Below are 13,845 nucleotides of genomic sequence, written 5' to 3' on the forward strand. Positions count from 1 at the left end.
CTCTATCCTCCTTGTGATTTAATTTTCTAAATAAAAAGCAGAAAAGAAATTCATTTGAATATAAACACTAAGTATTAAGTAAGATGAAAATTTTAATAGGCGGGAACGAAAATAGTGGAAATTTTCTTAAGAACTTTAATGTCTAATCTTAATACCTTACACTAATTTTTTTGTGAATCATATCTTGTTTAAACCTTATAATTTTTCCTCTTTCAGTCTCTTTCCAGCACTTTTCTTTATGAGTTAATTCTGACAATTTTTTCGAACTTAAATTACCGTATTCTTTTAAAACTAAGTCTATTATCATGTCTTCTTCTTTTGAAAGATTTTTAATTGATTTATAATTTTCACAGTAATTTAGACAGTATTCTTTATCTGGATGTTCTGAAACCACACCTTTTTTCTTGAGATATGTAAGAATAAGATCGTAATTATAAGGTGTTGGACCATATTTATTAGATTTATATCGCAACCCAGTGATAGATTTATCAATCATCGTATAAGATACTGCATCTATATAAAAAATTAATTTGAATAACTTCATAATATCTAAGGTTTTTTTAATGGACATTATTCTTGATACAACACTACAAAATTTTTCTCCATCAAATACTGTATATCCATTCAAATCCGAAGGAATATTTCCATGTTCTGATAAAATTTCTTGTTCAAATATTACATCGATTGTGTTATTTGACAAAGCAATCCTTTTTAAAAATTCATCTCTTTCTTCTTTTGTAATCCTTCCTTCAATTAAAGCTTCATTAACAAGCTGTGCAAAATTTTCCCCGCCTGGAATTATGTAATCTAAATACAATTTAAGCAATGGCTCAGTCAATCTTCGGGTCCCATTTTCGAGCTTTGAAATTAATGATTTTGTTCTTCCTATTATTTTTGCAAGCTCTTCTCCTGTTAATTTAAGATTTTCCCGAGCCCTGCGTAAAATATCCGGAGAAGGTATATTGTTTCCTTTTTCATATTTATTCCATATATCTCTCCATGCTTTTTCTATTGAAGAGAAATCTATAAAACTTGACTTACATTGGGGACAAACAAAAACATCATAGGAAACTTCTACTTCTTTTCCTTTAAACAATCGCTTTTCTTTTCCTCTTCTTTTTTTCAATTCTGCTCCACATTTCGGACATTTCATTATTTCACCTCCCTTCAGAGCTGTATTCAGGTAAATGCAACGAAAGACAAATAACATTTTCTGAAGCATTAAAACTCAATTTAAAATAAACAAATTCGTCTGATGCATAACCATTTGGAGGTTCAAATTCTTCAGGTAAAAGATCCAGATTTGAAAGAATTTCATCCAATGGCAAGAATTTCCATACAACTAACCAATTCCCATCTCTCATTTGATCTTCGTCTATTTCATCTGGTTCATATCTACACGCAACATTCCAAACAGATTCAAGAATATCGTATCTATCCAAAACACCAGCTTTGAAAAATGATTCTATTAAATCTTTATTTTTCTTTCTTTCATATAAAAATGATATATCAACTCTTTTCTCCTCTATTACCTTATTAATTAATTAATTAATTCTTTAAAATACTTGAAAATCTCTTTTCTAAATTTTTCCAATAAACTCACTCCTATTATACATCTTTTGTGTCAACTTTGTCAACTTTTTTGGGAGTCTGTTTCAAAAATAGTAAGAGACTAATCCAAAAGCACAAAATAGATACAAAAATATAATAAAATACTTTTGAATTACCTTTGAATAACCTTTTCTAACAATAAACAAAAAAATTGCTACATACAAATTGTAGATTAAAAACTTTAATAGAGCCAACATTCTTGCCATATCTTCTCTGTAGGCATAAACATATCCACCAAGTTTTGTTTTTATGTTTCCAAATAAACCTTCTATTTCGTTTCTTTGCTTGTAATCTTTTTCCAAAGGTTGTTTTCTAAGAGAATTTTTCTTTCTTTTTATTATTGGTTTTATTCCAAGTGTTTTTAGATAATCTTCGAGCCATATAACATCATACAATTTGTCAGCTATGAATTTAGAACCTTTAAGTTTTATTTTTTGTAGTATCTTTTCAAGTAACTTTATTTCACTTGAATAAGCTTTATCAACCTCTACATATTGGAAAAGTTTATATTTTCCCTTAGTTAAAACTACCTCACATCTAACGTGGTCTTTTACCTGACGTACAAATGTACCTCTCATCCAGTGTAAAGAAGTTCGTTTTTTAAATCCTATTCCTGTACCATCTACAATAACACTTTGTATATCTTCTTGGAGTTCATCGTGAATGTAATTAATAAGAAGTTTTATAACTTCTTCTAACTGAAGAACTCTGTAATGAAAATCTCTAAGAGATGGAACTCTCTTAAAGTATAACGCTCCCATTTCTAATGTCTCTCTAAGTGAAAAAGCAAACAGTCCTTTTAAAACTGCTTAGGTCTACCCTCAGAGGTAGATTTTATTATTTCCCCTTTTATTTTTGAACCCCTTCCTCTTATTTTTGAAACACTCCCACTTTTTAATTGTTACCTGTGGGTTATTGTTTTGAAAGATGCAATATATTTTCACAAGTTTTTTCTAATTCATAATTGTATTCCCAAGGATAATTTAAGTAAACAAATTCGTTTATATACTCTTTTTTGTCTGTCACATCTTTTCCAAATGCTATCCATTTTTTCACTTGGTATTTATATTTCAATAAATTGCTATAATAATATAATCTTTCTCTTAATTCTTGTTTCCCATACTGAGAAACGAAGAGAAATCCAACACCTAAATCTTTATTAATTATTAAAAAATTATGTCTTTTATGATCCGTTTTTGTTTTTGAAATTTTTTCATTCATATACTCTATTATCTTATTTCTCGTAGAATTATCAAATTTTAAAAGCATACTTATAGCATCCGAAAACCCAAAAGTTCCAACGTTTTCCAAAGCTTTTATAATCTTAAGTATTTCATTTTCAATTTTTAACCTTGGTGGAGGGCCTCCGTTTAAATAATAATCATCAAAAATATCTATCCAACTATGTAATATTATTGAATCTGGTTTTTCATAATTTTTCAGTGTTTCAACTTGAAAATTACCTTTTTCTAAATACCAAGCAAAAAATGATAATTCATCAAAAGATTGAAAAATGTTTTCTTTTTGAGCTTTTAATCGTTCTTTTAAATAATGTATAAAAATACTTGGATATTCCACATGTCTTGTGATAATATCTAAATCAAATAGATAAACAGACCAGGGAAACTCATTTTCGGAAAATAAACCAAATTTTTGTAGTTCTTTTAGATTTGTGGCAAGATTCATTAGTGTTTCTAAGGTAACGTTTATAACATAAAAAGAACTGTAATTACTTGATTCAATTTGTAATTTTTTACCAGATTTACGAATAAAAGTTGCAGATTTTGACGATTTTATATACTCGATTACTCTTTTTCCCTGTCTAAACGCTTCTTCTGTAAGTTTTTTTAAATCTGTTTTCAGTCGCTGTTCATTTCCCTTTAAGGCTTTCTTCGTCAAAATTCCTGATTTTGACTCAACGATTAGTATCTTATTATCAAATAATATTAGTAAATCAACTTCATAATCCTTCTCATATTTCAAATTTCTATACATGTTCTTTTTAGGAAAAATTCTGGAGAAAAACTCATAAACTTTTTCTTCAACATACAAAGATTTTATTCTTTTGTATTGTTGCCAAACTTTCGTTTGGTTGGTTTTTTCATTATTAAGAATATATTCAAAAATTTCAGGAAATCTAAAAATCAAATTTTCAGGTAAAAGGCAAAGATATTCATCATCTTTTAGATGTATAAGAGGTTTTCTGAAAATTATGTTTTCATCAAGAGGAGAGTTATAATTTTTATTTTCACCAAATTCACAACTGAAAAATTCAAAGTATTTCTCAAGTTTATTTATATCTTTTATCCCTTCAAAATTAAATTCATCTTTTTTGAGCGTGAATATTTTACAAATATCTTCCAAAGTCACTTGTAAATTCTGTTCTTTTTTATCGTTAAATTTCTCTTCAATTTTTTTAATTATCTTTTTACCAAAATCTATTGCATCATTTATTGAAAAGCCAAACTTGTTAATAAAAAAGGGATCAAGTTTTAAAAAAACGTTATCAATAAAATCTTCCAATTGAAATTGATAAATTTCGGGATTTATTTGTTTAAGTAATTCTATGTGATGGGTTGGAATTGATTCAGTTTCAAGATATTTACTAAAAACAAATAAATCTAAGTATTTACTTGTCAACTGAATCAACCTATAAATTTTCTTTAAATTGGGTTTTTTAATTAGATAATTATTATTTTTCAAATAAACGCCTGATAAAAATTGTAAAATTGGTTTTTCTCTCAGTAAATACGTAACTTTTGAATAGTCATTTGAATCAAAATGATATAGAAAAGCAATATATGAAAGGACATATTTTGGATCATATCTATTTATTAATTTTTCAATTTCATTTTTAATTTTTTCACGTTCATTTTTCAATTTTTCTAACATAATTATTCTCCTCATTTCTTAAACATTTACCTTTTATGTTCTCATTTCAAAAATAATCATGAGAATCTTTTTCAGCGATTTTAACAACTTTTCCATTTTTTTCATTATATATAAGTTCTTTTCCCAAAAATCATGTGAGATATCACTTTTTGTTGTAGTAGTAAACTCTTGAAGAGCCTCAACAATTTCCTGATCTTGATACTCTAAATTTCGGATTTTTTTGTTTTCACTATGATATTCAAAAAATCTAAGCTTTTTAGCCTCTAATTTAATATTTGTTAAATCTGCTTCTATTGGTTTATCTATTAGGAAGAAACGATGGAAAGCAAAATTTCTGACACTAGCTACAATTTCTCTGTACTCTTTTAAAGATGGTTTTTTCTGATTCCCCTTTAAGATAAAAGGAATTTTACTGAATTCATCTTTTAGCTCATAAAACTCAGAAAGCGTGCACCACAAAATCAAAGGTTTAAGGTCGGTGATTGTCACAAGCAATTTCAATAATTTAATTGAATCATCGGCAAATGAATAAGATAATCTTAATAGTTCAATTAATCCTTTTTCTTTTTCTTCACTGTTTTTTGAATAAAAATACTTATTTAAACTACTTTCATACTTTTGTAGCTGACTTTCAAAAGACAAGATCATCTTATTTATCAAGCTATTTGAATAATCACCATTACTATGACTTCCTGGTAATACTAATTTTATATGTGCTTTTTTAACAAGTTTATCGAATGCTTTTGAAACTTTCTTTTTAATATTTTGCTTATTATCTTCATTAAATTCTTCATTCAATGCTTTTAAAATTTTTTCAACAATGCACTCCGATAATTCCTCAGAATAAACAAGTGAATTTATTATGCAATTAAAATTACCTTTTTCATCAATTTCTTCTATATAAACTTCTTCTTCAATTGAAGGATAATACTTTAATTTCTTTGCTTTTTTAAATTCTAATTCAACTTCACATGAAACTTCTTCTTCCAAATTTCCTATAAGAATAAAAACTATATCACCAATTACTTTAATTTCACTTCTAACCGCATGCTTTAAATCTATTTTCGAAATTTGTTCACTATTAAAAAGTACCCAATCCTTTTTTATATCACTTTGAAGTTCACCAACAAAAACTTTCACTTTATTATCTTCCTTTGAAAAACAAAGATATCTTGAATTTTTAGTAGTTTTCACGAAATCTTTTCTATAAAAGAAACTATTATTAATGCACACCACTTTATTTTTTGGTAATTTTTCTAACATACTTTTTAATTCAGGTATTTCATCAATAACCATATTAACGTTATTTTTAATAACATCTATAATCTTATTACAAGTTTTAGAGGTTATTGTATTCATAAAATCCCCCTAATCAAAAGAATTATAATTATTCAAAATAATTAATTTGTTCGCGCTTTTGTCAGATTTCAATAATTATATTTTTTACACGATAACAGCCTAACTTTTAATTGGATTATTTTTTATAAGAATTTTCTGATATCATGTTTGGAAAAAATAATAATTTTGTTATTTTTATGCCACTCCTGAGGCAGATTTTCTTTATTCTTGTGCAATTACAATAACTATATAGACAACATTTCTTAATTATCTAGCGCAGCTTATTATTCTTCCTTTTAAATCTTTCATACTCATGCGAAAATTGCTTTAAATCACTTTCTGATAATTTTTCAAGCTTGTTTTTCAAGTTTTCAAATGCGTATTTAGAAAATTTATGAATTATATTTTTCCCACACTCTACTTCTAAATGATATCTTTTGTCACCCTTTAACTTGTACTTCCATACTAACACCTGCACATCATATAGCCTTATTCCCAACATTCCAGCCAAATCTTTTTGCAAATAGGGGTAATCCTTATTTGGATCTAATTCAGGGATAATTATTCCATGCGTAGACTGTATTTCACCCACAATTCTTAATGCTGGTTCACCATTTGTCTCTACAAAATTTCCTTCTTCAATAAAATTAATTTTTTCTACTAATTCATCTAAAAGTGACTTATCTATTACAAGTTGTCTGTCAGGTGTTTTGGTAGTTTCAATACTCCCATTTAATAAGTCAACCAAAGCAACATTAGTTGGACCAATTCTTGCTATTCTTTCAATGAGATTTATCCAATGTTGTCTTTCCTTTTCTTTATATTCTTCTATAATTTTTCTTAACTCAGAAAACTCTATTTTTCTTGTTTGACCTCTATAACGATAATAGATCTCTCCTGATTTTAATTTTTCCTTTGTTTTTCTACAAATCACCGGTTTTTCTAAAGACTCTTTAACAAATATATAACCAAAAGACTTTTCTCCAATATCCACAATACCCATTTCCCATTTTATTTCTGGAGCAAAATATTCAATTAAAAAATCCGTAATTTTTTCTTGTTTTATTTCATTGAATTTTTCTCTATTTATTCCTATAAGCAGTCTCGGGCTATCTTTTATACCAAAAATTATATAACCGCCTTTGTTATTGGCAAATGCAGCCATTGTTTTAGCATAATGTTCCATACTTCCAATCCCAAATTTTTCTTTAAACTCAAAAGTTGAACTTTCACGATGCTTTAGATATCCTTTTATGTCGATATTTGTCAATAACGATTTTAAATATTCAATATGACCATTTTTCATCCCTGAATCTTCCCTTTCATTTAGATTACTGAAAAAAGTAAGATGTAATTCTTAAATATTTTTACATTTACAAAATTTAACCGAAGTTTCTTAACCTATGGTAATAACGTCAAAAATAATATATTATTTAATAAAACACTCTGAACCTATTGATTATTGGTCGAAACTTTTTGAACAAAGCTCTTTGATCTTTTCAAACCAACCTTTCACTTCATCCCAAGCATCTAATTCTTTTAAATCTTCCTTAGTAATTTTTTTAGATAATGAACCGCATAAAAAATTCTTTAGATCAGTTTCTCTATTAAATCTATTTACGTTAGCCATAGATAATTGGTTAAAAATCTCCTTAGTAATATCTTCTTTATCCCAATTATCTATCTGCAATTCTATTTTGAACTCATCTTCAATAACTCTCCTTGGAATATAATTTTCTATTTCTCGTTTTTTTGTTAATGTAGCATAAGAACCATCTTTACGTTGATTTACTTTTTCAACTTCTTTTTTATACTTTTCATCTGTATCACGATCATACAAATGAAATTCTACGACATTTGTATTTTTTAAAGCATAAAGTTCTATCCATTCTTTTAAATTACTCCCATTCAATGGAATTATTGAAATTAATTCACTTTCAATTTTTTCTTTTAAGTCTATAATTTCTTTCAATTCAGGTATATTTTGATTTAAATTCAGAAGAAAATTTTTATCCGTTGTGCCTTCAACGCATATTACAACTTTTCCGATAACAGGCAAAAGTCCTAGCTGTTTTACAATTTTATCTGCGATGCTTTCATTAAAAAGATAAACCTTCGCAATACCTTTCTCTTGTTCAACATACCTTATGCTATCCGTTTGAAAAAATCTTATTAAAGCAGGACTATGAGTGGTAATCAATATCTGATGCTTACCATTTTGAGAAAGTTTAATTAAACTATTTATTAACGTTTTCTGTAATTCTGGATGTAAGCCTGTTTCTGGTTCTTCAATTGCATAAATTACATTTAGATTATCTTTTGATGTACTTTTGGATTTAATTTCAGCTAAAAAAGAACTAACAAGTACTAAACGCCTTAATCCACTTCCCCTTTTGTTAAGTGGTATATCATTATCAGTATTGTAACCTATACTCTTATAAACTTCTTTCCATTTTAATTTTCCCACTTCCGGTATATTTGGTTTAATTTCTGTCTCCTATTGACTTAATTCCTTAAATTTCTCCACTGTAGCATTGGCGATCTTTTTTAACTCTTCATCAATTTCTTTAGCAATTTCTTCCAATTTATTTTGAATGTCTTCTCTCTTAAATATCTCATCAACTTTAGTTTTTAATGGATCTTGTATTTCACTGTCCTGTTCTGTGTTTGGTCTATCAGAATGAAATAAAGAAAAAACCGGTAAGTATTTTTCTATCTGCCCCCATATATCTTTCATTCCTTCTTCGCTTATTTTTACATTGATTTCTTTTAATTTCAATTCTCCATCCTTATTTTTATAATAATCTCTTATACATTTTCGCAGTTCAGCACTTTTTCTATGGTCCAGACAATTCAGTCCCTTCTCTCTTACAAAATTTTGCAATTCGTTAATCTTTTTCTTTAAAAGGGCTTCTAAAAAATTATCATTAGTTGGATGCATACATTTTATATATGTTTCTTTGCTTTGTAATCTTCCATTTTTAAAGACTTTATAGACTTCAAGAAATCCTTCTTTGTTTAAAAGATATTCATCTTGAAAGGCTGTTACGTTATTAGCATCTATAATAATATATTTTGGTAAATCTTTAAAACAAATACCTGTTTCAAATTTTTCGTTCCCTTCTTCTTTTGCCTTAATATTCAAATCTTTTTCATCTATTTTGGTTGTTCCTCTGCCATCGTTCAAAAAATATCGATAGCTTCTAATATTGTAGATTTTCCCTGATCATTACGTCCAATAAAAACTGTAAAATCTTCAATAGGTATCTCATTACGCCCATAAAATGCTCTAAAATTCTCTAAAATCACTTTAGCTATTTTCATTTTATTTCACCCCTATAATAAATTTATTACCTAATAAATGTTTTTATTTAATTAAAATTTTCATTTTTTAATTTTTCACATCAATTTTTAGATAACAAATCACTTCCTTCTAAAATGAATCATGAATAAACTACCTAATCCATCCACCTCTTTCATAACCCAGTTGTACATCTGCCATATAAATCTCTTTTTCCACAATTGTTTCCCTTACCACAAAATAGTCCGAAATTACTTAAAATATCTTAAAATAAATAAAATCAATCTATCTCACATTTTATAAGAAAGTTTAATATATTTTCTTTAATTTCCATTAATCAAATTTAAAAGAAAATTCGTGAAATCTTTCAAAGTTTCTATTAAATCATTTATTTCATCATAAACATAACTTATTCTCGAATCATGTGGGAAATGTACTTCCTTATTCGGTTTAAACTCTTTTAGCAAATTGCCAAAATATCTACTATTACTTAATCTTTGAAACTGTTCATCAATCTCATCTGATTTGTTACCATATCTATCTTTTAATTTCTTTTTTATACCTGCCTCTATAAAACCTCCTATTCCTATCTTTTCAAGTTCATTATATGGTACTTCAAGTTTAATTTCTTTTGCAACTATACTTAATACAGTTTCTAAAGCTAATCTTGAGTATAACGCAGCAGCCCTTAAATCCTTAATTTCCAAATGCTTCTCAGCTTTTTCAATGTAATTTTTTGGGTGATGCTTTATTTTTGCTGACCCCAAAATTATTTCTTGAATTTCTGAACCAGAATAATTATCTAAAAAAGTTTTATAAACATTAAAAGTATTTCCATCAAATTGATGTCTAATAACATCAAAAAAGAGTCTATCTGAGGTTGTTATAATTAATTGATATTTTTTTCCTAATTCTTTTAAATACTTTATTAAAAAATATCTTCTTTCATGGTCTACTGAATAAATTGGGTCATCAATTACTATAAAATTCAAATTATTTGAATTCAGTCTTACTCTTGCAATTAAAAGTGCAAAACCTAAGCATCTTAAATGCCCAGTACTTAAAAAAGTTATTGCATCAACTAACTTTTCTCTACCCTTAATTTTTAATTTAAAAGTTATCTCATGGTCTTCTATATTTGGCTCAATTACAATGTATTCAATATATTGATTCTTTGCCTGAGTAATTTCATTGTATATATTTGTAATTTCTTCTTTGCTTATTTTCTCTAATTCTTCTTGAATAACTCTTCCATATTTTTGCTCATACGAAATGTAAAATCTATTTATGTCGTTAAAAACTCTTTCTCTTATTTGATATTCATTTTCCAATCGTTCCAAAATCTTGTTTTCTTTTTCCAAACTTTCAACATTTTGTGTGTATCTTCCCTTTTCCTCCAACAAAAATATTTGTTTTTTTAAATTTCTTACTTTTTCATCTATCTTGCTCATTTCAGAATTTATAAAAGCTATCAATTTGTCAGAATCAATTAAAAAATCTGCGTCTTTATAATAACTCTGAATTGAACTTTTCAATCTAGATTCCTTTGAATGTATGTTTTCTAATTTATTTTTCAAATTTTTCTCTTCCTTATCTAATGAAATTACTCTGTCTAAATTCTCTTTTAAACTTCTTAACCTTGCTAACACTTCATTATAACTAATCAGTTGACCACATACTGGGCATTCCTTAATATTTTCATTTTTTGAGAAATATGTAAGAGCTTCATCAATTACTCTCGAAATTTGGACAGTACTCGTTGAAATTTCTAATTGTTTTCTTTTTATCTGAATGTCTTCTAATGACTTTTTCAACTTAACTTTCTCAGTTTGATTATCTTTAAAGTCCTTTAAAACTTTTTCTTTTTCTCTCAATTCTTCTAACTTTTCTACTAAAGTTTGTTTATCTTCTTTTTCTAATATTACTTTCCAGTTTTTCCCTAAATTTTCTTCTAATTTTGATTTCAACCTTTCGATATCTTCTTCTATATTCCTTATTTGTCTTGTTTTCTCATCAAGCTGCTTACTAATACTTTCATATTCATTTTTTGCTGTGTTTTTAAGCCTTTTTAGTTGCTCCTCAAAATTTACCAAACTATCAAAACCAAGTAATTTTGCAAACCTATTCCATAATGACTGCTTTGTATCTATAACAAATTCTTCTATACGTTTGGAATCAATAAAATTATTTTCAATTCCTTCAATTTTTTTGCAATCAGTCTTCCCACCTAAAACTCTCTTACAACTTTCTTCTTCTCCGTTATATTTATATTCAATTTCAACGTAAGGGATTTCATCAGGTAAACAAAATTTATTTCGTAAATATTCTAGTTTACTATTTATTTTTCTTACCTTCGTTTCATTTACATCACCAGTTAATCCCCATTCAAGAGCATCAAAAAAACTGGATTTTCCCGTTCCATTTTCCCCAAATAAAAAGAAATGTTTGCTGTCTAAATTAATAATATGAGGAGTTTCACAATATCGAAATCCTCGTATACCGTTAATTTTCACTGTTTTTATTTTCATATTTTTCACCCTTTTCATGGGTTTTATAAAAATCTACAATTTCATCATATTTGTTTCTTAAATAATCTCTTCTTTCGTTTATTCCAAATTCTTCTCCAATTAAACTCAACAAATATTCTTTAAAGATTGAATCTTCAATTGTTTCAATTATTTTCTCTAAAATTTTAAATTGTTTAGACATATTTTCCACTTCCTTTTCATAACAATCTTTCTAATTTAATTAAATGTTTTTTCATCTATCCTCTTTTATCAATTTGTATTAACTTTTTACCATTCCACGCACAAAGACATATACTTTTTTCTTCTTTATCAAATATACAAAACGTAGGCTCTTTTCCTACCCAGCTTCCAGAATTTGCGTATATTATTCTTTTGTCAATTTTTTCTATTTTCGGTTTATGAGTATGTCCCAATACAACAAACACTTTTTCCATACCTGTACCTAACAATCTTTTACCAAGCATTATAGAACCTTCTACATCATACTCTGAATAATCTCCTGCATATTCTTTGCTCGCAGGAGTAACATATGATTGAAGATTACCTGCTATTTTATAGAAAGGGGCTGTAAATTTTTTCTTTAACTCACTTAAAGCTATCCCGATTCCAGCTCGTAACTTTTCAAGTTGCTCATCAATATCTTTTGCTCCAAATCTTTCAAGTATTCCAATTGTCTGGGCAATAAATTTTCCTAATACACCTTTGGAACCTCCTGCTAATGTTGAAACATCTCTGTTGTACTTATCAAATCTATGACCATGTTCAATCCATAGATTTTCCTCTGAATAATATGGGAATATTAATTTCTTTTCCTCATTTATATCTGACTTATCTGTTAACTGGATAGGGCCAAAAGGAAAGGGAGTTGCTTTATAAACAAGTTTTGCAAAAGGAAGTGAATCGTGGTTTCCAGGTATGTAAATTATCTTTTTTCCTGTTTCTTTTAATTTAAGAAAGACTTTCCATAAATCAACATACATTTGTAATATTTTTTCTACTTTACATTGCCAAAGTTCAAAGAAATCACCTGCTATAACTATCTTTTCAATTTCTTCATCATTTTTAATAAATTCAAGAAATGTTATAAATTTTTCAAAGTTCCCTGATGTATAAAAATCATCGGCATCAGACATATCACCGACATGTAAATCACTTAAGATGACAGTTTTACTCATCCCTATCCCCCTTGTATTTTACAACTCTCCATTACTATATTATCATTTTCATATTAACAAAGTCAAATTTTAACAATATAATTACAACAAAATGTTAATTATTGTTTTTATAACGCATTTGTAAGAATCTTGGATGATTTTTCGAATGTATAAGATCCTTCGCTTACGTTCAGGATGACATCTCCTTTTCATAGTCATTCCGAGGAGTTACACGACGAGGAATCTTTCCCCGTTATTCTGGGCCCGTGAGCGCAAAGAATATGATTCTTAGTCACTTCGTTCCTCAGAATGACAGAAAAAGGGAATGTTATCCAAGATTCTTCGCACGTATCACTAAGAATGACAAAAAAGAAAGATTTCCTCACACGTCTAGGTTTGGAATGACAAAAAAGGTGTTCACACCTTCAAGAATTAATAGTCCATCGGAAGTAATACTAAAACACTTTACAAAATAAAAATGTTCTCTCAATCAATATTAGCTAGACTATTACACCATTCCCATGTAATATTTTTATAGATTAAAGGAAAAACCTAAATTTTTTCTAATTCTTCTAAACAATAATGAACCTTATTTATCCTTTTTTTGTATATTTTTATTTTCCCTCTTTTATATATACATTTTTATCTTTACTTTTACATTTTTTCTCTTATATCAAGTAAAACAGTAACGGAGTCAAAAAAAATATCATCCGAAAGAAGCAGGCAGGCGAAAACTCTTAGATTCTTCAGCGGTTTGCACCTCAGAATGATAAAAGAACTACAACACCCTCCATCATACTCTTCCCCATTCAAAATATGCTATATTCCTTTCTTCCTTGTCAAATTCTACTCCTATTATGTATATCTCTTTGCACTTTCCTTTATACTTTTCATGATATCTTTTTTCTTTTAGCTGCTCTAGTGCTCCCTTTTTCTCTTTCCCTTCTATTACTTTAAATTCAAATATATAACATTTTTCTTTAAACCTTACCGTTAAATCTATCCTTCCTTTATTTGTTAC

The 13,845-nt window shown here is 27.5% G+C and carries 10 protein-coding genes and 1 pseudogene; all 11 read right to left on the bottom strand.

Annotation, left to right across the window (positions count from 1 at the left end):
* Window positions 1–148 precede the first annotated feature (148 nt).
* Window positions 149–1,153, bottom strand: a complete 1,005-nt coding sequence (locus tag XJ44_RS03955) for a type II toxin-antitoxin system antitoxin SocA domain-containing protein (protein WP_077198126.1) — start codon at window positions 1,151–1,153, stop codon at window positions 149–151.
* A 4-nt stretch (window positions 1,154–1,157) separates the two neighbouring features.
* Complete coding sequence (locus XJ44_RS03960; protein ID WP_077198127.1) at window positions 1,158–1,442, bottom strand: hypothetical protein; 285 nt, start codon at window positions 1,440–1,442, stop codon at window positions 1,158–1,160.
* A gap of 213 nt (window positions 1,443–1,655) precedes the next feature.
* Window positions 1,656–2,372 (bottom strand): transposase, encoded by a 717-nt coding sequence (locus XJ44_RS03965; RefSeq protein ID WP_077198128.1) that lies wholly within the window; start codon window positions 2,370–2,372, stop codon window positions 1,656–1,658.
* A gap of 151 nt (window positions 2,373–2,523) precedes the next feature.
* Entirely contained in the window at window positions 2,524–4,503 is a 1,980-nt protein-coding gene (locus tag XJ44_RS03970) for an NERD domain-containing protein (protein ID WP_077198129.1), read from the bottom strand.
* Between the two features lie 33 nt (window positions 4,504–4,536).
* Window positions 4,537–5,862: a hypothetical protein gene (locus XJ44_RS03975; RefSeq protein ID WP_077198130.1), complete on the bottom strand. Its 1,326-nt coding sequence runs from the start codon at window positions 5,860–5,862 to the stop codon at window positions 4,537–4,539.
* Between the two features lie 250 nt (window positions 5,863–6,112).
* Window positions 6,113–7,147: an ATP-binding protein gene (locus tag XJ44_RS03980; RefSeq protein ID WP_077198131.1), complete on the bottom strand. Its 1,035-nt coding sequence runs from the start codon at window positions 7,145–7,147 to the stop codon at window positions 6,113–6,115.
* Window positions 7,148–7,300: 153 nt separating this feature from the next.
* Window positions 7,301–9,141, bottom strand: a pseudogene (locus XJ44_RS09370) (ATP-binding protein); the annotation flags it as partial.
* Between the two features lie 324 nt (window positions 9,142–9,465).
* A complete protein-coding gene (locus XJ44_RS04000; RefSeq protein WP_077198134.1) occupies window positions 9,466–11,670 on the bottom strand; it encodes an AAA family ATPase in 2,205 nt (734 codons plus the stop codon).
* Window positions 11,645–11,851, bottom strand: a complete 207-nt coding sequence (locus tag XJ44_RS04005; protein WP_077198135.1) for a hypothetical protein — start codon at window positions 11,849–11,851, stop codon at window positions 11,645–11,647. Before XJ44_RS04005 ends, XJ44_RS04000 begins: the two co-directional genes overlap by 26 nt.
* A 55-nt stretch (window positions 11,852–11,906) precedes the next feature.
* A complete protein-coding gene (locus tag XJ44_RS04010) occupies window positions 11,907–12,845 on the bottom strand; it encodes a UDP-2,3-diacylglucosamine diphosphatase (RefSeq protein ID WP_077198136.1) in 939 nt (312 codons plus the stop codon).
* Window positions 12,846–13,617: 772 nt separating this feature from the next.
* The coding region (locus XJ44_RS04015) for a PD-(D/E)XK nuclease domain-containing protein (RefSeq protein WP_198927375.1) at window positions 13,618–13,845 on the bottom strand (228 nt) is incomplete at its 5' end.

This window comes from Thermosipho affectus (assembly GCF_001990485.1).
GTDB classification, from domain to species: Bacteria; Thermotogota; Thermotogae; order Thermotogales; family Fervidobacteriaceae; genus Thermosipho; species Thermosipho affectus.

Excerpts from the sequence above, each read along its gene's own strand:
- XJ44_RS04010 (WP_077198136.1), bottom strand. The coding sequence starts at position 12,845 with ATGAGTAAAACTGTCATCTTAAGTGATTTACATGTCGGTGATATGTCT.
- XJ44_RS03975 (WP_077198130.1), bottom strand. The coding sequence starts at position 5,862 with ATGAATACAATAACCTCTAAAACTTGTAATAAGATTATAGATGTTATT.
- XJ44_RS03970 (WP_077198129.1), bottom strand. The coding sequence starts at position 4,503 with ATGTTAGAAAAATTGAAAAATGAACGTGAAAAAATTAAAAATGAAATT.
- XJ44_RS03980 (WP_077198131.1), bottom strand. The coding sequence starts at position 7,147 with ATGAAAAATGGTCATATTGAATATTTAAAATCGTTATTGACAAATATC.
- XJ44_RS03955 (WP_077198126.1), bottom strand. The coding sequence starts at position 1,153 with ATGAAATGTCCGAAATGTGGAGCAGAATTGAAAAAAAGAAGAGGAAAA.
- XJ44_RS03965 (WP_077198128.1), bottom strand. The coding sequence starts at position 2,372 with ATGGGAGCGTTATACTTTAAGAGAGTTCCATCTCTTAGAGATTTTCAT.
- XJ44_RS04005 (WP_077198135.1), bottom strand. The coding sequence starts at position 11,851 with ATGTCTAAACAATTTAAAATTTTAGAGAAAATAATTGAAACAATTGAA.
- XJ44_RS04000 (WP_077198134.1), bottom strand. The coding sequence starts at position 11,670 with ATGAAAATAAAAACAGTGAAAATTAACGGTATACGAGGATTTCGATAT.